This is a genomic window from Chlorobium sp. (assembly GCF_049593655.1).
Lineage (GTDB): Bacteria > Bacteroidota > Chlorobiia > Chlorobiales > Chlorobiaceae > Chlorobium.
This window is the reverse complement of the sequence record NZ_JBAWHG010000006.1, coordinates 1-19,107: the sequence shown is the minus strand read 5'-3', so window position 1 is coordinate 19,107 and position 19,107 is coordinate 1. Positions and strand designations below refer to the sequence as shown.

Below are 19,107 nucleotides of genomic sequence, written 5' to 3'. Positions count from 1 at the left end.
AAAAAAATACAAAAAACAGCCGGACGGTTGCGGTCGGCAATGAGGAGCAGAAAAGAGAGATCGCCGGCATCGTGCTGATGCTGGTCGCCCTTTTCTTTATCGGGGCGCTGCTGAGTTTTCATCCCGAAGACGAGTCACTCCTGGCCGCTCTTGCGTGGAACGACATCTCCAGCTCTGTGGCCAAAGAGGTCGCCGGCAGCATCGGAAATCCTTTCGGCCTCCTTGGTGCGAGGCTTTCGGCGTTTTTCATCCGATCGTTTTTCGGTTATCCGGCAATACTGCCCGGTATCGCGCTGCTTTTCTGGGGCTGGTCTCTTTTCCGCCAGAAAAGTCTCAAACCGGCGCTGCTTTTTTTTCTCTACATGCTCTTCATGGCCATCGATCTTGCCGCCATGTTCGGTCTGACCTCGATGGAGTTCAGCGATTACCTGGCGGGTACCATCGGCCGCATGCTTGCCGCCATGCTCTCCACCCTAATCGGCTACACCGGCGCATGGGTGCTGCTTGCGGCGGCCGGCGTCATCACCACGTTTTACATGAGCCGCGGGATTGGCGCCATGTTTTCCGAGATCTCCCGTTCAGTACGCCAGACGCTCGGAAGACCGCTGGGTATCTTCGCCGAGTGGCGCAAGTCGCGCCGCCTGAAGAGAGCCGAGCGCGCCCGGCTGAAGGATGCGCGCCAGCAGCAGAGAGAGGAAAAGAAGCGGCTGAAACGCGAACGTCAGATCATCTCTCCCCAAAGCCCCGAACCTCACGAAAGCGCAGAGCCCGGTTCCGATCCCTACCCGGCGTTTCGTGACGAACCCCTCCTGTTCGATGAACAGCTTCCCGTGGAGAGCGCACCGCCGCACCTTGTCGCTCCGGTGAAGCAGGAGAGCGCCGCCGGCGAACCGGAAATGACGATCAGTGCAGGCGTTCAGGAAAAAGAGGCCGACCTCGACGAGCGCCGGCTGAAAGTGAAGACCAAGGACCGCGAGCCCTACCGTTTTCCATCGATTGATCTGCTCGAGCGGGTTCCCGACGACGACAACCGCATCGACGAGCACCATCTTACCGAAAGCAAGCGCAAGCTGCTTGAAAAACTCAACATCTACAAGATCGACGTGGTGAGGATTTCAACTACGGTCGGCCCCCGCGTTACGCTTTTCGAAATGGAGCTCGCTCCCGATGTGAAGGTCAGCCGGGTCAAATCGCTTGAAAACGATCTGGCCATGGCGCTTGCCGCAAGGGGTATCCGCATCATCGCCCCCATTCCCGGCAAGAACGCCGTCGGCGTCGAAATTCCCAACGGCAAACCCAAAACCGTCTGGCTCCGTTCGGTACTCCAGGTCGAGAAGTTCAAGAACAGCACGCTGACGCTGCCGATCGTGCTCGGCAAAACTATCGCCAACGAGGTATTCATCGCCGATCTGGCCACGATGCCCCATCTCCTGATCGCCGGAGCGACCGGAGCGGGCAAGTCGGTCTGCATCAACGTCATCATTTCCAGCCTGCTGTACGCCTGCAGTCCCGACAAGGTCAAGTTCGTCATGATCGACCCGAAACGTGTCGAGCTCTTCCACTATCAGCAGCTCAGGAACCATTTTCTTGTGCGCTTTCCCGGTATCGAAGAGCAGATCATCACCGACCCCCAGAAAGCGGTCTATGCCCTCAAATGCGTCGTCAAGGAGATGGAACTCCGCTACGAGAGTCTCGAAAAGGCCGGCGTCCGGAACATCGCCGACTACAACCGCCGTCTTCCGGAGGAGGCCATTCCCTATCTCGTCGTGGTGATCGACGAGCTTGCCGATCTCATGATCACGGCAGGAAGGGAGGTTGAAGAGCCCATCATAAGGATCGCCCAGCTCGCACGCGCCGTCGGCATTCACCTCATTGTGGCCACCCAGCGTCCTTCGGTCGATGTCATCACCGGTATCATCAAGGCAAACTTTCCCTCCCGCATCGCCTTCCAGGTGGCAAGCCGGGTCGATTCGCGCACCATTCTCGACGGGTCGGGAGCCGAACAGCTGCTGGGAAACGGCGACATGCTCTATCAGCCCTCCGACCAGCCGAAAGCCATGCGCATCCAGGGACCCTTCGTCTCTTCCGGAGAGGTCGAGTCGATAACCACCTTCATCGGCGCCCAGAACGCCCTGAAGAACATGTTCGTGCTTCCCGTGCCCGATCAGCAGCAGAAAAATAACGGCTCTTCTCCCGGCGGCATGCAGGACCGCGACGGGCGCGACAGCATGTTCGAGGATGCGGCGAGGCTTGTGGTCATGCACCAGCAGGCAAGTGTATCGCTTCTGCAGCGGCGTCTGCGGCTGGGGTTCAGCCGGGCGGCAAGAGTGATGGATCAGCTGGAGTACAGTGGGATCGTCGGCGAAGCCGACGGCAGCAAGCCACGGGAGGTCCTCGTCAACAACGAGGACTCCCTAGAGCTTCTGCTGAGAAATCTGGAGTGATGTTTTATACGGATTCGACGCGGGCGATTTCGGGAATGGCTTTCTTGATGGCCTGTTCGACGCCTGCACGGAGCGTGAGGGTGCTCATCGGGCATGAACCGCAAGCGCCGAGAAGTTTCACGTCCACAACCATATCCTTGGTGATGCCGACAAGCTGGCAGTCGCCGCCGTCAACCTGCAGATAGGGACGCACGGTTTCAAGTGCGGCGATAACCCGGTCGTAAAGTCCGTCGCTGTTCGGCAGATAATCCTTGGTGCTCATGATGAAATGCTGTTATGATGATTGAAATACGGATGCTCTCTCTGAAATTCACAAGGTGATATAATATCACTTCCGGCCCCAAAAAAACAATACAAAAATCATGATGGTTCCCCGCAGCCGCAGGCGTTGGTGATGGATATCTGCCGGGCCACCTCCTGCGCTGCGCGGGTCATGGCCGTCGCGGTCACCGACTCCTTGGCGCCCAGCACGAAGGGAGTGCCACTGTCGCCCCCCTCGCGGACCTCGCGTCCGATCGGTATGGATCCCAGAAAGGCGATACCCTGCGCCTTTGCGAACTTCTCGCCGCCGGCTTTGCCGAAAATGTAGTCTTTCGTTCCGTCGGGCAGTTCGTAGTAGCACATGTTTTCCACAAGCCCGAGAATCGGCACATGCACCTTGCGGAACATGCTGACCGCCTTGGATACGTCGGCCAGCGCGAGATCCTGCGGGGTGGTCACGATAACCGCCCCGGTAAGGGGGATGGTATGGACCAGGGTGAGCTGAATGTCGCCGGTTCCTGGAGGCAGGTCGAAAATCAGGTAGTCGAGTTCGCCCCACGCCACCTCGGTGATGAACTGTTTTATAGCGCTCGAGGCCATCGGGCCGCGCCAGATGACTGCGGTGTCGGTCTCGATGAGAAAGCCTATCGACATCAGCTTGATGCCGTATTTTTCGACCGGCACGAGGTTTTTGTCGACCACCTCCGGTTTCGCGTCGTTTATGCCGAACATGGTCGGGATGCTCGGGCCGTAGAGGTCGGCGTCTACCAGGCCGACTCTGGCTCCGGTGGCGGCAAGGCTGACGGCCAGATTGACGGCTACGGTGGATTTGCCGACTCCGCCCTTGCCGGAGGCCACGGCGACGATGTTCTTTACCCCCTTGAGCGGGCGCTCATCCTCTCCGTGGTGGTGGCCGCAGCCGCCCGAGGTGACCTTCGCGGTCATGTTTACCTCGATCTCGTCTGCAAGCGGCACATAGGTTCTGACGGCGTCGATGCACGCCTGGCGGATGTGGTTTTTCATCGGGCAGGCCGGCGTGGTGAGCACCACGCTGAATGACACCCGGTTCCTGTCGTCGATATGGATATTTTCGATCATGCCGAGACTTACCAGATCCTTTTTCAGATCCGGCTCCATAACGGTTTGCAAGGCGGCCCGAACATGGGCTTCTTCTACATGGTGCATGGTGAAGTGTATTGAGTGATCGTGAGATTTACTGAAGTGCCGGGGCTCCCGGGGGCGGCGCTACTTCTCCATGAAGCGGAGCGAAATAGGCACGCCGTCGAGGCTGAACTCTTCGCGGAGCTTTTTTTCGAGGAACTTTCTGAAATTGTTCTGCACAAGCTCAGGATTATTGCAGAAAAAAGCAAATACCGGCCAGTGCGAATCGATCTGCGTCATATACTTGATCTTCAGCTCCCGGCCCGATTTCGTCGAGGGGTGCTTTGCCGCAAGGGCCTCTTCGAGAAAGCGGTTCAGGGCGCTGGTGCTGATCTTGCGCGACCGGTTCCTGCAGATCTCCTCGGCGGTGTCGATGGCCCGGTAGAGGTTCTTTTTGGTCAGGGCCGAAACGAACACCACCGGTATCCAGGAGAGATTGCCCATATGCGAGCGGAGGTTGTCCTCGTAGAGCTTGCTGGTTTTCGAGTCCTTCTCGATGAGATCCCACTTGTTGACCAGCAGCAGCACTCCTTTCTTGCGCTCTTCGGCCATGTTGATGATTTTCAGATCCTGTTTTTCGAGCCCCGCCCTCGCGTCGAGCAGCACCATGGCCACCTGGCAGCGTTCGATGGCCCTTTCGGTGCGCAGCGAGCTGTAGAACTCCACGCCGGCGTCGATCTTGGTGCGTTTTCTCAGGCCCGCGGTATCGATCAGCAGGAACTCCTGTTTTTTTCTGGTGAAGCTGCTGTCGATGGCGTCCCGCGTTGTGCCCGGTATGTCCGAAACGATGTGGCGGTTCACGCCGAGCAGGGCGTTGACGAAGCTCGACTTGCCGACGTTCGGCCTTCCCACCACGGCAAGTTTTACGGTACTGTCGTCATCATCGGTCGAGCCTTCCGAGGACGGCAGCGATTCCAGAATGTCGTCGAGCATGTCGGCCACTCCGCTGCCGTCCTTGGCCGAGAGGAAATAGGGGCGGGTGAAGCCGGTGCTTACAAACGATTCGGCGTCGATGGTCAGCTGCGGGCTCTCCACCTTGTTGACGGCAAAGAATATCTGTTTGTGCTGGAAGGTGCGCTGGAGCAGCTTGCTTATTTCAAGGTCGTCGTAGGTCAGGCCCGAACGCACGTCGGTCACAAAGATCACGCAGTCTGCGTCGCGGATGGCCGTCAGCGTCTGCTCGATCATCGAGGCGCTGATGACGTCGTTGGCCGAGCAGTAGCCCCCCGTATCCATCAGGAGGAACTGTTTTCCCTGCCACTCGCCCGGCATGATGTGCCGGTCGCGCGTAACGCCCGGCATACTGTCGACAATGGCGCTTTTCTGGCGGAGGATTCTGTTGAACAGGGTCGATTTGCCGACATTCGGACGGCCCACCAGAGCAATTAGAGGCTTCATAAGGCAATAAAGATATTGTAAGGCATGGCAGCCCGTGCGACCGCCTGAAATTCCAGAAGAGATACAGGTATAATTTGTAGAATTAAATGAAATAATTTACATTGCTAAACTTTATTTTTCGGAAAAGTCCAGTTAATCCTATTGTACAGCATGAGCAAGACGTTAAGTTTCAAGACATATTCGGCAAAGCCAGCGGAAGTCGAGCGTAAATGGTATATCATCGATGCCGAAGGTCAGGTTTTAGGCAGAATGGCAGCCGAGATTGCCAGGGTACTCAGAGGCAAGCACAAGGCGCAGTTCACTCCGCATATAGATACCGGCGATTTCATCGTCGTCACCAACGCCGAGAAGGTTGCCTTGAGCGGCAAGAAGATCGAGTACAAAACCTACTTCCACCACTCGAACTATCCCGGTGGCGGCAAGTTCGACCATGTCAAGGATGTCCTGAAGAAAAAACCCGAAAAGGTTATCGAGCATGCGGTGTGGGGAATGCTTCCGCACAACAATCTCGGACGCCAGCTGTTCAGGAAACTCAAGGTCTATGCCGGCACGGAGCATCCGCACGAAGCGCAGTGCCCCGTTGAAATGAAAGTTAAATAAACCATAAGCAAAGAGGGAATGAAAGAGGTTATCGATACCGTAGGACGCCGTAAAACCTCGGTGGCAAGAGTGTTCATGACTCCGGGCAAAGGCCGGGTCATCATCAACAAGCTGCCGATCGAAGAGTATTTCAAAGACGAAGTCAAACGCAGCAAGGCGCTCAGGCCGCTTGCTCTCACCGAAAGAACCGAAGAGTTCGATATAAAAGTCAACGTTCAGGGAGGAGGCGTCAGCGGCCAGATCGGCGCAGTCAGCCTCGGTATCGCCCGCGCACTTACCGAATTCGACGAAACGGTCCGCCCGGTACTCAAAACCGAAAAGCTCCTGACTAGGGATCCCCGTATGGTCGAGCGCAAAAAATTCGGCCGCAAAAAAGCCCGCAAACGTTTCCAGTTCTCCAAACGTTGATATCGTGGCCTTTTGCTTTTCTTTTTTTCAGCAAACATCCCGCATATCGTGCCATTCCGGAGCAGTTCCGGATGAAGCCCTAAGGAAGTGTCCGGTGCCCCTGGAGGTACCGGATCCCGAAAAGCAGCAGCACGGTAGAGGTTCCAACTAAACACAACAGGAAGAGTCCCAATGTCACAAGAATTCCAGCTTGAAGAGATGCTCCGCGCAGGAGTGCACTTCGGCCACCTCGCACGCCGCTGGTGTCCGAAAATGAAGCCGTACATCTTCATGGAGAAGAACGGCGTTCACATCATCGATCTGCAGAAAACCCTCGTGCTCGCCAACGAAGCACTCAAAGCCCTCGAGGCCATCGCCTCCACCGGCAGGGAGATCATGTTCGTCGGCACCAAGAAACAGGCCAAGCACATCATTTCCGAAGAGGCTGAGCGTGCAGGCATGCCTTACGTCTGCGAGCGCTGGCTCGGCGGCATGCTTACCAACTTCTCCACCATCCGCCAGAGCATCCGTCGCATGAACGCCATCGACCGAATGGAGACCGACGGCACCTTCGACATGATCACCAAAAAAGAGCGCCTCATGCTTGCCCGCGAGCGCGAAAAGCTCATGAGGATTCTCGGCGGGATCGCCAATATGACCAGACTGCCTGCGGCGCTGTTCGTCGTCGATATCAGGAAAGAGCATATCGCCATCAAGGAAGCCCGTTCGCTCGGCATTCCTATTTTCGCCATGGTCGATACCAACTGCGATCCTGAAACCGTCGATTACGTGATTCCGGCCAATGACGACGCTATCCGTTCGATTCAGCTCATGGTCAAGGCAGCAGCCGAAACAGTCGTCAACGCACGGGCGCTGAAGGTAGAGCAGGAAGTACTTGCCGGTATGGACGCAGAGGACGAGGAGTCCGAAGTCGAGACCGAAGAGGTCGCCGAATAAGGCCGATGGTCAGTCAACTATTGCATCAGCATCATTATAAATAACAGGATCGAATCTATCCAATGAGCCAGATTTCAGCTAAAGACGTCAAAGACCTGAGAGATACTACCGGCGTAGGTATGATGGACTGCAAGAAAGCCCTCGAAGAGACCGGCGGCGATATGCAGAAGGCCATCGAATATCTGCGCAAGAAAGGTGCCGCCCTTGCAGCCAAAAGAGCCGACAAGGAAGCACGCGAGGGTATGGTTATCATCAAAATTGCCGATGGCCGCAAGGTCGGCGTTATTCTCGAACTCAACTGCGAAACAGACTTCGTGGCCCGTGGCGACGTTTTCTCCGGTTTTGCCGGCGCCCTTGCCTCCCTCGCCCTCGAAAAAGGAGCCGCTTCGACTGAAGCGCTGCTTGCCCTTTCGCTCGGTGAAGCCTACGGCGGAGAGACGGTTGACGATGCCATGAAAACCATGACCGGCAGGCTCGGCGAAAAGCTTGAACTCAAACGCCTTGCGCTTCTTGCGGCTCCGGACGGAGTCGTAGAATCGTATGTCCATCCCGGTTCACAGCTCGGAGCCCTCGTCCAGCTGGCTACCGACAAGCCTCAGGAGGCAGCCGATCTTGCAAAGGATCTCGCCATGCAGGTCGCCGCTTCTTCGCCGATTGTCACCGACCGTTCCGCGGTTCCGGCCGACTACATCGAAAAGGAGATGGATATCTACCGCCAGCAGGCTCTGGGACAGGGCAAGCCCGAACAGTTCGTCGACAAGATCGTTACAGGCAGGCTCGAGAAATACTACCAGGAGGTGGTGCTTTCCGAGCAGTCCTTCATCAAGGACAGCAACGCCAGGGTTTCGGACGTACTGGAGGACTTCAGAAAGAAGCATCAGGCTCAGGTCGATGTTAAGGCCTTTGTGCGTTATCAGTTAGGTCAGTAGAAAAGAAAAAAAGCCTCGTTGTACGAGGCTTTTTTTTTGACCATATTCAAGAGGGTTCAGTTCCATCAACACCATTGCCACGGAGGGGGAGACCATGCTGAAATACAAGCGCATCCTGCTGAAACTGAGCGGCGAATCGCTTGCCGGGGATGACGGTTACGGCATCAACGCCGCCATGCTCGACCGCTATGCCGAAGAGATCCGCAAAGCGCGAGAGATGGGGGCCGAGATCGCTCTGGTAATCGGCGGCGGCAATATTTTCAGAGGAGTTTCTGAGGCCGCGGCCAATATGGATCGTGTTCAGGCCGATTACATGGGCATGCTGGCCACGGTCATCAACGCCATCGCCTTCCAGGACGCCCTGGAGCGCAAGGGCATATTTACCCGACTGCAGACCGCCATCAAGATGGAACAGATGGCCGAACCGTTCATCCGTCGCCGGGCGATCCGCCATCTCGAAAAGGGTCGCGTGGTGATTTTCGGAGCGGGCACCGGCAACCCCTACTTCACCACCGATACGGCGGCTTCGCTCAGGGCTATCGAAATCCAGGCCGACGTCATCGTCAAAGGCACCAGGGTCGAGGGAGTCTACGATTCCGATCCCGAAAAGAATCCGCATGCCGAATTCTTCCCGAAAATCTCCTACCTCGATGTCATCCGCAAGAACCTTCGGGTCATGGACATGACGGCCATAACCCTGTGCAGGGAAAACGTCCTGCCGATCGTGGTGATGAATATGAACGAAGAGGGGAACTTCACCCGCCTGCTTCGCGGTGAAGAGGTGGGCTCGCTTGTTCATGCCGACGGGGTCTGATCCACTTCGTCTTCCTGGCCGGTCTTGAAAAGGTTTTCAAGAGTCTCCTTTATGACCGGCCATTCGAATCCCCTGTTTCGCAGAAATACCTCGATCTTTTTTTTCTTTTCGTTCTCGTCGCGCCCTTTCAGCGCGGCCAGTTTTTTGCGGCCAGCCCGCAGGGCCACCTCAAGACTGTCGTAATCCTTCAGCAGCTCCGAAGCCACGCTTTCCGGAACCCCCTTCTTCAGCAGATCGCAGCGCAGTTTGCCGCGTCCGCTCGGCTTGCGTCTCTGTCGGCTCTCGATCAGCTCGCGGGCGAAAGCCTCGTCGTCTATCAGTTTTTTTTTGCTCAGGTAGTCCAGCGCTGCTTCGCCGGTCTCGTGGCTGTACCCTTTTTTCCTCAGCTTTCCGGCAAGTTCGAACCGGCTGTGGTTCCTCAGGGAGAGCAGTTTCAGGGCGAATGCGGTTGCCTCGGTTGTCGAGTTTTCGTCCATAGTTGTCCAGTGGGGCCTGCAGGGAAAAGATGTTCCGGAGCCGGAGCGCCGGTTATTTAGTTATATTCATCAGAGCAAGGTAAAAAAAACAGGCTTTTTTCCGGAATCCGTTTTTGTATACGAAACGCACCCGGTTCCGCAACCCAATTGTACGCATATTCGCCCCATGAATCCGCTTCCCCATATCGGCGACGTGGTCTGCGCCATCATCGAGCGCGACGGCGCTTTTCTCATAACGCAGCGTGCCGAGGGTCGCCGACTCGCCCTCAAGTGGGAATTTCCCGGCGGCAAGGTCGAAAAGGGAGAAACCCCTGCTGAAGCCCTGCACCGGGAGCTTCGCGAAGAGCTCGGTGTGAAGGTCGCCATCACCCGGCCGCTTACGCCGGTGATTCATGCCTACGAGGACTTTTCGCTTCGTCTCATTCCCTTTCTCTGCACCCTTCTTTCGGGTGAGCCTGTGCTTCATGAACATCGTGCGCTTGCCTGGATCTCGCCGGCGGCGATCGATGCCTACGACTTTCCCGAAGCCGACCTTCCGGTGCTCGATGAGTACCGCATTATACACGCAGCATCAATGCCGTGAGTGGAAGTTTTTATCGCCGGGTTTACCTATTCATTTATTCCTTATTTTGCATATTGTAGTTTATCTCTTCTGTTTTCAATCAGTTGCATCAACGAAAAAGGGTTTTCGCCCTTTGTGCGTAAAACACCAGTCCGGAGGTTTTTGTGGCAAGTTCAGAGCATCCGTCGATTCGTGCCGTTTTCAGTATGCCGGTCATCGTGGCCGCGCTCGGTTACTTTGTCGATATCTACGACCTTGTGCTTTTCAGCATCGTGAGGGTTCCCAGTCTCAAGGAACTCGGTATCGAAGGGCATGCGCTCATTGACAACGGGGTCTATCTCCTGAACATGCAGATGATCGGCATGCTGCTGGGCGGTATCCTCTGGGGGTGGCTCGGTGACAAAAAAGGTCGCCTGAAAATCATGTTCGCCTCCATCATCATGTATTCGCTCGCCAATATCGCCAACGGGTTCGTCACCACGCTTCCAGCCTATGGCATTTTGCGCCTGATCGCAGGGGTTGGGCTTGCCGGGGAGCTCGGCGCAGGCATCACGCTGGTCTCCGAAGTGCTGCACACCCGCATACGGGGATACGGCACCATGCTGGTCGCCTCCATCGGCGTCTCCGGAGCCATCCTGGCCAATATCGTCGCCAACAGCTACAACTGGCGTACCGCTTTCTTCATCGGGGGAGGGTTGGGCCTGCTGCTGCTTCTGGCCCGATTCAGGGTCGCCGAATCCGGCATGTTCAGGACCATGGAACAGAAAGCCTCCCTCAGCCGCGGCAACATGCTGGCGCTTTTTACCGACAGAAGCCGGTTTTTCCGTTACCTGAACTCCATTCTCATCGGCGTACCCATCTGGTTCGTGGTGGGCGTGCTGATCACTTTTTCGCCTGAATTTGCCCTCGATTTTGGTATCAGGGAACCGGTATCTGCCGGCAATGCCGTGATGTTCTGCTATCTCGGCCTGGTCTTCGGAGATCTGTCGAGCGGACTCTTGAGCCAGATTCTCCAGAGCCGGAAAAAAGCGGTGCTGCTCTTTATGGTGATGAGCGTCGCCGCTGTCGCCCTCTATTTTCTGCAGGGCGAGAGTTCCGCCTCCTTCTTTTACGGCGTCTGCATGCTGCTCGGCTTTGCGGGAGGCTACTGGGCCATTTTCATCACCGTCGCCGCCGAGCAGTTCGGCACCAACCTCCGCGCGACCGTCGCCACCACCGTGCCGAATCTCGTGCGCGGCATGGTGGTGCCCATCACCATGCTCTTTCAGTTCAGCCGGGGTTTTCTCGGGCTGCGCTGGGGGGCGCTTCTGGTCGGCGCGCTCTGCAGCATCGCCGCCTTTTTCTCGCTTGCGGCCCTCGAGGAAACCTTCCACAAGGACCTCGATTACTATGAGGAGTTTCTCTGAACCTCTTCTTTTTTCCTGTGCCGCAGGGGGTGTTTTTTCTGTCAAACTGCCGAATTTTCACAACGGCAACAGAACTGTAGCAGAGTCGCAATAAAACTGTTTGAGGACTGTTTTATACTTGGGGAAGCTTTTTCAGCCCGGAATGAAATCTTTTCCCAAAATATCAAGACAGGAATCAAAACATGTCAGCAAAAAGTTATTCGGGGGCAACGTTGCTCAATGCCAGCGTCGATGGTCTGGGTGATGTCGTGACCCTTTATTTCGACCAGAAGCTGGATGCCGGCAATATTCCTTCCGCCAGCCAGTTCAGCGTCGTCAATGGCTCTGCACACAAAGTCACCGGCGTCGAGGTTCTGGGCAAGCAGGTGATCCTCACCCTCGACTCTCCCCTTGACGCGGAAGCGCCGGTTACGCTCTCCTACACCGATCTCTCCCGGAAAAACGATGCCGTCACTCTGCAGAACCAGAACGGTACCGATGTGGCTTCGTTTCGCGACTTCGAAGTCACCGACCGGCTCTCCCTGACGGAGGCGGGAGAAGGCTCCTTCGCTTACGCAGCCACCATTTCTCTCGATGGAGCGGAAATATCCGCATTCGACGCCACAAGCGGCAGGCTGTTCGTTACCTCTTCTTCGGGCCTGCAGGTCGTGGCCGTCAACGAGAAGCTCGAAATGAGACTGCTCGGCGTGATCTCTCTCGGGGATAACGATATCACCAGTGTTGCGGTGAAAAACGGTATCGTGGCGGTCTCTGTCGCTGCCGATGACAAGACCGAACCGGGCAGTGTCTATTTTCTCGATGCGGACGGATCCGTAACCGCTGCAGAAACGGTGCTCGGCAGTGTCGAGGTCGGAGCGCTGCCCGACATGCTTACCTTCAGCGCCGACGGAAAAACCGTGCTGGTTGCAAATGAAGGCGAGCAGGACACGGAGGGCAACAATCCGGAAGGTTCGGTAAGCATCATCGATATCTCTTCGGGAGTTGCCTCGGCAACGGTCAGGACCGCTTCGTTTGCCTCCTTCAACGACGATCTCGCTTCCCTCAAGGCTTCCGGCGTGCGCCTCTTCGCCGGAGAGGCGGGGTTTGAGGATGTCAGCGTGTCGCAGGATCTCGAACCCGAATACATCAGCATCTCTCCCGACGGGAAAACCGCATTCATCACCCTGCAGGAAAACAACGCTGTCGCCGTGCTCGACATGCAGAGCGGCGAGTTTACAGGCATTGTGCCGCTCGGCCTGAAAAGCTTCGCAAGCCTGCCCTTCGACGGCAGCGACAAGGACGGCATCGATCTCCAGACAGGCCGGAATGTCTACGGACAGTATATGCCCGACGCCATAGCTTCCTTCACCGGTGCAGACGGCGAAACCTATTACGTGATCGCCAACGAGGGTGACGATCGCGACGACTTTCTTGAAACCGCCGAGACCGCTCGCGTCAAGGACCTCGACCTCGACAACAGTGCATACCCCGACGAAATCGCCCTGAAAAGCAGCGCCGAGCTCGGTCGTCTTACGGTCTCGAATGCTCCGGGCAACAACGGCGATACTGATGGTGACGGCGACATCGACCAGCTTCTCGCCTACGGCGGCCGCTCGTTCAGCATTCTCGACGAAAACGGGACCGTCGTTTTCGACAGCGGTTCGCATATCGAGCAGTATATCGCAGCAAACGGCCTCTATTCCGGCGCCGACGGAGAAGGGCTGTTCGACGATTCCCGTTCCGACAACAAAAGCGCGGAGCCCGAAGGGGTCACGGTTGCGCAGGTCGACGGCAAAACGCTGGCCTTCATCGGTCTCGAACGGGGCGGAGGCGGAGTTATGGTATACGACGTCACTGATCCCTCTTCGGTAGAATTCGTGCAGTATCTGCGCAACGCCGGAGACGAATCGCCCGAAGGGCTGACCTTCGTAAGCGAAACGGAGAGTCCCAGCGGGCAGGGGCTGCTCTTCGTAACCAACGAAGTATCCGGAACTGTCACCATCTACCGTACCAACGAAACTCCCGAGGTTGCCGAAGAGATTGCCGACATGTCGGTGGTCGCCGGTGCCGAGCTTCATGAAACGCTGCTCACCGATATTTTCAGCGATGCCGATTCCGGCGACAGCCTGACCTACTCGGCAGCCATGGCCGACGGTTCCGTTCTTCCGGAGTGGCTCGGCTTCATCGCCTCGCATCACGATATCGAGGATATGGAGGACTATTTTCTTCCTGCCGGCAATCCCGCCAACGGTTCCGGTTCCGGTCCCGCCACGGACTCGGCTTCCGCAGGTACGGCGATAGCCACGGGAGTAAAAACTGTCGATGGCAACATCGCCTGGGAAAGGACCGACAGCGCCGGAGGCGAAATCGAAACCATAGCCGAAACCCTCAGGGATGATATGGGCTACGCCATCGGCGTCGCAAGCACTGTGGCATTCTCGCACGCCACGCCGGCCACCTTCGTAAGCCACGACGTCAACCGCAACAATTACTGGGACATCGCTCACGAAATTCTGCTCGAAATCGAGCCGGAGGTGGTTATTGGCGCCGGATATGAAAGCAGCTATTTCGCCAAAGCAACGACGAATGCGGCGAAACAGGATACCGACCTCGACAACAACGGCTATAACGATGACTACGACGCCTTCGTAAACGGCACTGACGGCACCTCCTACCTCTTTGTCGAGCGCGAGACCGGCGTGGATGGCGGCGATCTGCTCGCCGAGGCGGCATCCGGCGTTGATCTTTCAGCCGGGGAGAAGCTCTTCGGCCTGTTCGGCACCTCCGGCGGCAACTTCGAATACTATGAAGTGGCCGACTCTCCCGGTTCGCCCTCCATCACCCGCAGCACCGGTGACGCCACACCGGCGGTCGACGAGGACCCGACGCTTGCCGAAGTCACCCTCTCCTCGCTCTCCGTGCTCAATCAGGACGAGGATGGCTTCTTCATCATGATCGAGCAGGGCGATATCGACTGGAGCAACCACGCTAACGACTACGAGAACATGGTGGGAGGAGTCTACGACCTCGACCAGGCCGTCAGGGCAGCTGAAGCGTATGTCGAATCAGGTTCCTTCGGTATCGACTGGTCGAACACGCTCGTCATCGTTACCAGCGACCACTCCAACAGCTACATGCGGGCTCAGGAAGAGCTCGGCATCGGTGATCTTCCCGCACAGAACGGCAAGACCTATCCCGATGGCGAGGTGACCTACGGTACCGGCGGGCACTCGAATGAGCTCGTCACCGTCAGCGCCAAAGGAGCGGGAGCAGAGCTGTTCGAGGAGTACGCCGGCGACATCTATGAAGGAACGAACATCGTCGACAATACGCAGATCTACGAGGTGATGATGCAGGCCGCCAAAGAGGCCGGAGCCGAACACGTCATCCTCTTTATTGGCGATGGTATGAACATCGAGCACGAAATCGCCGCAAGCCGCTACCTTTACGGTACCGATTTCGGTCTGGCCTGGCAGAGCTGGAACGAAGACGAGGACGGCTGGTCGGGCTATGCGAGCACCTGGGACGTGACGACGTACAATAAATATGCAGCTGAAGCCGGTGTTGCGGCCTACAGCGAAGAGACCTACGATCCGCTCATCGGATACGATCCGTCGCAGGGCGGCGCCACGCCGTACCCTGTCGAAATGACCCTTGAGGGCACGCCGACGGCAGCCGATGCAGGTGTCTACGAAATCGAGGTAACCGCAACGGACGAAGCCGGCGCTTCGGTCAGCGACATCTTCATGCTCACCGTGACGAACTCTAATTACGGCGAAACCGAAGGAGACGATCGGCTCGCCGGAAAAGGCAGCGACGACGTGATCTACGGCGCGGGCGGCAACGACCGGCTTACCGGAAACAACGGTAACGACATTCTTGTCGGCGGTACCGGCAACGATACCATGCAGGGTGGAAAGGGCGATGACACCTACTACGTGGACAGCCAGGGGGACGTGGTCAGCGAGGGTCTCTTCAGCGTCTGCACCTCAGGCACCGATACGGTGATTTCCACGGTAGACTGGACACTCGGCGTGAATGTCGAAAACCTTGTGCTGAAAGGAACGGACGACATCGACGGCACCGGCAACTGCCTCGATAACGAGCTTGTCGGCAACGAGGGAGACAACATCCTCACCGGCCATCTCGGCGACGACATCCTCGACGGCGGGGCAGGCGACGACACCCTCGATGGCGGCTTTGGCGACGATACGTACTATGTGGACAGCCAGGGTGACGTCGTCAGGGAGCTGTTCTGGTTCGGTACCGATACAGTGATTTCTACGGTCGACTGGACGCTTGGTGCGAACGTCGAAAACCTCGAGTTCAGCGCAGACGAGGCGATCGACGGCACCGGAAACTCGCTCGGTAACCGCATTACCGGCAACGCCGGCGACAACCTGCTCAGCGGCCTCGGCGGCAGCGATACGCTGTTCGGCGCAGAGGGGAGCGATACGCTGCTTGGCGGCGACGGCAATGACGTGCTGTTCGGCGGAGCCGGAGTCGACCTGCTCACCGGCGGTTGCGGCAACGACACCTTTCGCTTCATGGCTGCAGGCGACAGCGGTCTGGATGCCGAAACCATGGATGTCATCAGCGACTTCTCCTCGCGGCACGACAGGCTGGACCTCTCCGGTATCGACGCCAACTCCTCCCGGTCGGGCGACCAGGCGTTCAGCCGCAGGATTCTCTGTGGTTCCGACGACTTTACCGCTGCGGGTCAGCTTCGCTTCGACAGCGCCGAAGGGATTCTGTACGGGAACACTGACGGCGATGTTGACGCCGAGTTCGCCATCCAGCTCTCGGGTGTGAACACCCTTCTCTCCTCCGACATCGTGCTGTAAGCCGGGGGTCAGCGTTCATCAGGGGTTTTCCCTTGCGGTCCGCCATGCAGACAGGCGCATGGCGGACCTTTTTTTATTGGGTCTCCCTTCAGGACAGGGCATCTCTCTGGCAATAATTTCGTATACTCCTGAAAGACGGGGTTTTCCGGCAATCCAGGGTAAAAGGCTCCGCTATACCGCAGTTTCACAAACCGAACATGTCAGCAGCCAGGCACAGCTATAATTTTCAGAAGGTCATCGCCGCAACGGGAGTTCTTCTCCTGGTGGTGAAATTCATTGCCTGGTACCTGACCCATTCGGTCGCCATTCTTACCGATGCGCTCGAAAGCATCGTCAACGTCACCAGCGGCTTCATAGGCCTCTACAGCCTCTACATTTCCGCAAAACCCAGGGATAGCAGCCATCCATACGGGCACGGCAAGGTGGAGTTCATTTCGGCGGCGATAGAGGGAACCCTCATCTCCGTGGCGGGTCTGCTCATCATCAACGAAGCTGTGAGGAACCTGCTCCATCCACGGGTTGTTGGCCGGCTCGATTATGGCATCCTGCTGGTTGGCATAACCGCGGCGGTCAACTGGCTTATCGGTTCGCTGGCCGTGCACAACGGCAGGAAGAACAGTTCGCTCGCCCTCATCGCAAGCGGCCGGCATCTTCAGTCCGACACCTGGTCAACCATAGGCATCATTGCCGGTCTCGGCCTGCTGGCTCTGACCGGACTGGCCTGGCTCGACAGTGCCGTGGCGCTTGTTTTCGCCGGTGTCATTCTGGTTACCGGTTATCGCATACTTCGCAGTTCGCTCGGGGGTATCATGGACGAGGCCGACACCGAAATGCTCGAGAAAATCGTGGCGCTCCTGCAGCAGAGTCGTCGCGAAAACTGGATAGACCTGCACAACCTCCGCATCATCAAGTACGGCAGCGTGCTGCATCTCGACTGCCATCTGACCATACCCTGGTATCTCACGGTTCGAGAGGCCCAGAAGGAGATCAACAAGCTTCATCACCTGATAAGGCAGAACTTCGCGGAGAGCGTGGAGCTTTTTGTGCACACCGACGCCTGTCTCCGTTTTTCGTGCAGTATCTGCATGAAGCACTCCTGCACGGTCCGCCAGGCGGATTTCGAACAGTCGGTGGTGTGGCAGGTCGTCAATATTTCAAGGGACTGCATGCACAAGATCGGCGATCAGGAGTAACGTCGCAGTTTCCTTCAAAACGTCTTTCGAAAGGGAAGAACAGCAACAGAAGCTGACAAAAGGAGCGTCTCAATGTCAAAGGTGGTTCTCGTAACCGGAGCATCCGGATTTATCGGTTCGCATCTCGTCATTCGCTCCCTCCGTGAGGGATACCGGGTCAGGGCGCTTGTCCGTAAAGGCAATCCCCGGATCGGGATGCTGCAGCAACAGGGGGTGGCAATTGTCGAAGGCGATATCCGCGATGCACGGGCCGTGGCTCGGGCGGTGGAGGGTTGCGATCTGGTCTTTCATGCTGCGGCGCTTGCTTCCGACTGGGGGAACCCCCAGGATTTCGCCGACATCAATGTGGGTGGTACGCGCAACGTTGCCGAAGCCGCCCTCGAAAGCAAAGTGAAGAGGTTCGTCTTTATCAGCAGCTACGAAATATTCGATCATGTCGGTCTCGAGCGCATCGATGAGTCGATACCCTTTTCTCTTCGCGGCCAGCTCTACCCCGATACGAAAATCCGGGCCACCCAGGTGGTGCGCGAGTTCGCCGCAAAAGGGCTTCCTGTGTCCGTTGTCTATCCGGTCTGGGTCTACGGTCCGGACGATCGCACCCTCTTTCCCCTGCTTGCTGATGGCATTCGAAAGGGGCAGCTTTTCTACTGGGCCTTCCACGCCCGCATGAGCCTGGTCTATATCGACAACCTTGTCGATCTGCTCATGCTTGCCGCGACGCATCCTGCCGCCTCCGGCGAGGCCTTTCTCGGGTGCGACGGCAGCGACCTCACCTTCGAAGCGTTCTGCAGGCGGCTGGCGGCAGGAATCGGCTCGCCGCCTCCCTTTATCTACCTTCCCTACGGACTCACCCTCCTGATCGCTATGGCAATGGAAGGGTTCGCCCGTATCTCCGGCAGCGACAAACGTCCGCTCCTGACCACCCAGGCTGTCACCCTGCTTTCCTCGCGCGCGATGGTCGACACCTCGAAAGCGCGCAACCTGCTTGGCTGGAAGCCGAAGGTTTCCCTCGACGAAGGGTTCCGGCGCACGCTTGACTGGCTTCTGAGCGTGGATCCGGAGGAATGGAAAACAAAATAGAGGTACCCTTGGACTGAACGTGTTTTGCGATGGAACTCGACCGCAATTTCTTTTTCGATCATGCCCGGAGCCCCCTCTTCGACGGAAAATTCCGGCAGGGTCAGGTAGACGGGCTGAACCTGCTGCTCGACTACTGGGAATGCCGCCATCCTCAAGAAGATACCCGCTGGCTGGCCTACGCCCTGGCCACCGTGCACTACGAGGTTGACCGCACCATGCAGCCCATCAGGGAGCGCGGCTCTGCGGTCTATTTCAGAAAGATGTACGATATCGAGGGCGACAACCCCCGCAAGGCGCGCCTGCTCGGCAACATCCACCCCGGCGACGGAGCGCGCTTCTGCGGGCGCGGCTTCGTGCAGCTTACCGGCCGGCGCAACTACGAGGATTGGTCGTCGAGGCTCGATATCGACCTTGCAGGCAATCCCGACCTCGCGCTCGAGGGCCCCGTGGCCGCCGCCATCCTCTTCGAAGGCATGCGCCTCGGCACCTTCACCGGCAAGGCGTTCGCCGACTACCTCAACGCCGGAAAAACCGACTGGATCAACGCCCGCCGCATCGTCAACCGTCTCGACAAGGCCAGTCTCATCGCAGGTTTCGCCCGCAGCTATCTTGCGGC

The 19,107-nt window shown here is 57.5% G+C and carries 16 protein-coding genes; 12 read left to right on the top strand and 4 right to left on the bottom strand.

Features of this window, described 5'->3' with window-relative positions:
* Positions 1-77 precede the first annotated feature (77 nt).
* Complete coding sequence (locus tag WBP50_RS00595; RefSeq protein WP_423931151.1) at positions 78-2,444, top strand: DNA translocase FtsK; 2,367 nt, start codon at positions 78-80, stop codon at positions 2,442-2,444.
* Positions 2,445-2,448: 4 nt separating this feature from the next.
* On the opposite strand, the gene WBP50_RS00590 is transcribed toward WBP50_RS00595, so the two are convergent.
* From WBP50_RS00590 to der, 3 genes are all read right to left on the bottom strand, one after another.
* A complete protein-coding gene (locus WBP50_RS00590; protein WP_331561806.1) occupies positions 2,449-2,706 on the bottom strand; it encodes a NifU family protein in 258 nt (85 codons plus the stop codon).
* A gap of 98 nt (positions 2,707-2,804) precedes the next feature.
* The gene (locus WBP50_RS00585; protein WP_423931116.1) at positions 2,805-3,890 is read right to left on the bottom strand and encodes an Mrp/NBP35 family ATP-binding protein; all 1,086 of its coding nucleotides are present in this window, start codon (positions 3,888-3,890) and stop codon (positions 2,805-2,807) included.
* 60 nt (positions 3,891-3,950) lie between these two features.
* A complete protein-coding gene (gene der / locus WBP50_RS00580) occupies positions 3,951-5,264 on the bottom strand; it encodes a ribosome biogenesis GTPase Der (protein ID WP_423931115.1) in 1,314 nt (437 codons plus the stop codon).
* Between the two features lie 150 nt (positions 5,265-5,414).
* On the opposite strand from der, the gene rplM reads away from it, so the two are divergent.
* The 5 genes from rplM to pyrH all read left to right on the top strand — a co-directional run bounded on the left by rplM (position 5,415) and on the right by pyrH (position 8,951).
* The gene (rplM, locus tag WBP50_RS00575; RefSeq protein WP_423931114.1) at positions 5,415-5,864 is read left to right on the top strand and encodes a 50S ribosomal protein L13; all 450 of its coding nucleotides are present in this window, start codon (positions 5,415-5,417) and stop codon (positions 5,862-5,864) included.
* 18 nt (positions 5,865-5,882) lie between these two features.
* Positions 5,883-6,272 (top strand): 30S ribosomal protein S9, encoded by a 390-nt coding sequence (gene rpsI, locus WBP50_RS00570; protein WP_292003389.1) that lies wholly within the window; start codon positions 5,883-5,885, stop codon positions 6,270-6,272.
* A 171-nt stretch (positions 6,273-6,443) separates the two neighbouring features.
* Positions 6,444-7,208 (top strand): 30S ribosomal protein S2, encoded by a 765-nt coding sequence (gene rpsB / locus WBP50_RS00565; protein WP_423931113.1) that lies wholly within the window; start codon positions 6,444-6,446, stop codon positions 7,206-7,208.
* 62 nt (positions 7,209-7,270) lie between these two features.
* Entirely contained in the window at positions 7,271-8,137 is an 867-nt protein-coding gene (tsf, locus tag WBP50_RS00560; protein ID WP_423931112.1) for a translation elongation factor Ts, read from the top strand.
* Between the two features lie 94 nt (positions 8,138-8,231).
* On the top strand, positions 8,232-8,951 hold the full coding sequence (gene pyrH / locus WBP50_RS00555) for a UMP kinase (RefSeq protein ID WP_423931111.1): 720 nt from the start codon (positions 8,232-8,234) through the stop codon (positions 8,949-8,951).
* Here pyrH and recX read toward each other — a convergent pair.
* Positions 8,933-9,427: a recombination regulator RecX gene (gene recX, locus WBP50_RS00550; RefSeq protein ID WP_423931110.1), complete on the bottom strand. Its 495-nt coding sequence runs from the start codon at positions 9,425-9,427 to the stop codon at positions 8,933-8,935. The two genes, pyrH and recX, sit on opposite strands and share 19 nt — an antisense overlap.
* A 166-nt stretch (positions 9,428-9,593) precedes the next feature.
* On the opposite strand from recX, the gene WBP50_RS00545 reads away from it, so the two are divergent.
* The 6 genes from WBP50_RS00545 to WBP50_RS00520 form a co-directional block, all read left to right on the top strand.
* On the top strand, positions 9,594-10,010 hold the full coding sequence (locus tag WBP50_RS00545; protein WP_423931109.1) for a (deoxy)nucleoside triphosphate pyrophosphohydrolase: 417 nt from the start codon (positions 9,594-9,596) through the stop codon (positions 10,008-10,010).
* A 185-nt stretch (positions 10,011-10,195) separates the two neighbouring features.
* The gene (locus tag WBP50_RS00540) at positions 10,196-11,395 is read left to right on the top strand and encodes an MFS transporter (protein ID WP_423931150.1); all 1,200 of its coding nucleotides are present in this window, start codon (positions 10,196-10,198) and stop codon (positions 11,393-11,395) included.
* 182 nt (positions 11,396-11,577) lie between these two features.
* Complete coding sequence (locus WBP50_RS00535) at positions 11,578-16,218, top strand: choice-of-anchor I family protein (protein WP_423931108.1); 4,641 nt, start codon at positions 11,578-11,580, stop codon at positions 16,216-16,218.
* Between the two features lie 197 nt (positions 16,219-16,415).
* Positions 16,416-17,411 carry a cation diffusion facilitator family transporter gene (locus tag WBP50_RS00530; RefSeq protein WP_423931107.1) on the top strand — a complete coding sequence of 332 codons (996 nt, stop codon included), beginning with the start codon at positions 16,416-16,418 and terminating at the stop codon, positions 17,409-17,411.
* 72 nt (positions 17,412-17,483) lie between these two features.
* The gene (locus WBP50_RS00525; protein WP_423931106.1) at positions 17,484-18,491 is read left to right on the top strand and encodes an NAD-dependent epimerase/dehydratase family protein; all 1,008 of its coding nucleotides are present in this window, start codon (positions 17,484-17,486) and stop codon (positions 18,489-18,491) included.
* Positions 18,492-18,520: 29 nt separating this feature from the next.
* The coding region (locus WBP50_RS00520; RefSeq protein WP_423931105.1) for a hypothetical protein at positions 18,521-19,107 on the top strand (587 nt) is incomplete at its 3' end.

Coding starts and splice junctions, on each gene's coding strand:
- WBP50_RS00595 (WP_423931151.1), top strand. CDS start 78: ATGCTGGTCGCCCTTTTCTTTATCGGGGCGCTGCTGAGTTTTCATCCC.
- WBP50_RS00590 (WP_331561806.1), bottom strand. CDS start 2,706: ATGAGCACCAAGGATTATCTGCCGAACAGCGACGGACTTTACGACCGG.
- WBP50_RS00585 (WP_423931116.1), bottom strand. CDS start 3,890: ATGCACCATGTAGAAGAAGCCCATGTTCGGGCCGCCTTGCAAACCGTT.
- der (WP_423931115.1), bottom strand. CDS start 5,264: ATGAAGCCTCTAATTGCTCTGGTGGGCCGTCCGAATGTCGGCAAATCG.
- rplM (WP_423931114.1), top strand. CDS start 5,415: ATGAGCAAGACGTTAAGTTTCAAGACATATTCGGCAAAGCCAGCGGAA.
- rpsI (WP_292003389.1), top strand. CDS start 5,883: ATGAAAGAGGTTATCGATACCGTAGGACGCCGTAAAACCTCGGTGGCA.
- rpsB (WP_423931113.1), top strand. CDS start 6,444: ATGTCACAAGAATTCCAGCTTGAAGAGATGCTCCGCGCAGGAGTGCAC.
- tsf (WP_423931112.1), top strand. CDS start 7,271: ATGAGCCAGATTTCAGCTAAAGACGTCAAAGACCTGAGAGATACTACC.
- pyrH (WP_423931111.1), top strand. CDS start 8,232: ATGCTGAAATACAAGCGCATCCTGCTGAAACTGAGCGGCGAATCGCTT.
- recX (WP_423931110.1), bottom strand. CDS start 9,427: ATGGACGAAAACTCGACAACCGAGGCAACCGCATTCGCCCTGAAACTG.
- WBP50_RS00545 (WP_423931109.1), top strand. CDS start 9,594: ATGAATCCGCTTCCCCATATCGGCGACGTGGTCTGCGCCATCATCGAG.
- WBP50_RS00540 (WP_423931150.1), top strand. CDS start 10,196: ATGCCGGTCATCGTGGCCGCGCTCGGTTACTTTGTCGATATCTACGAC.
- WBP50_RS00535 (WP_423931108.1), top strand. CDS start 11,578: ATGTCAGCAAAAAGTTATTCGGGGGCAACGTTGCTCAATGCCAGCGTC.
- WBP50_RS00530 (WP_423931107.1), top strand. CDS start 16,416: ATGTCAGCAGCCAGGCACAGCTATAATTTTCAGAAGGTCATCGCCGCA.
- WBP50_RS00525 (WP_423931106.1), top strand. CDS start 17,484: ATGTCAAAGGTGGTTCTCGTAACCGGAGCATCCGGATTTATCGGTTCG.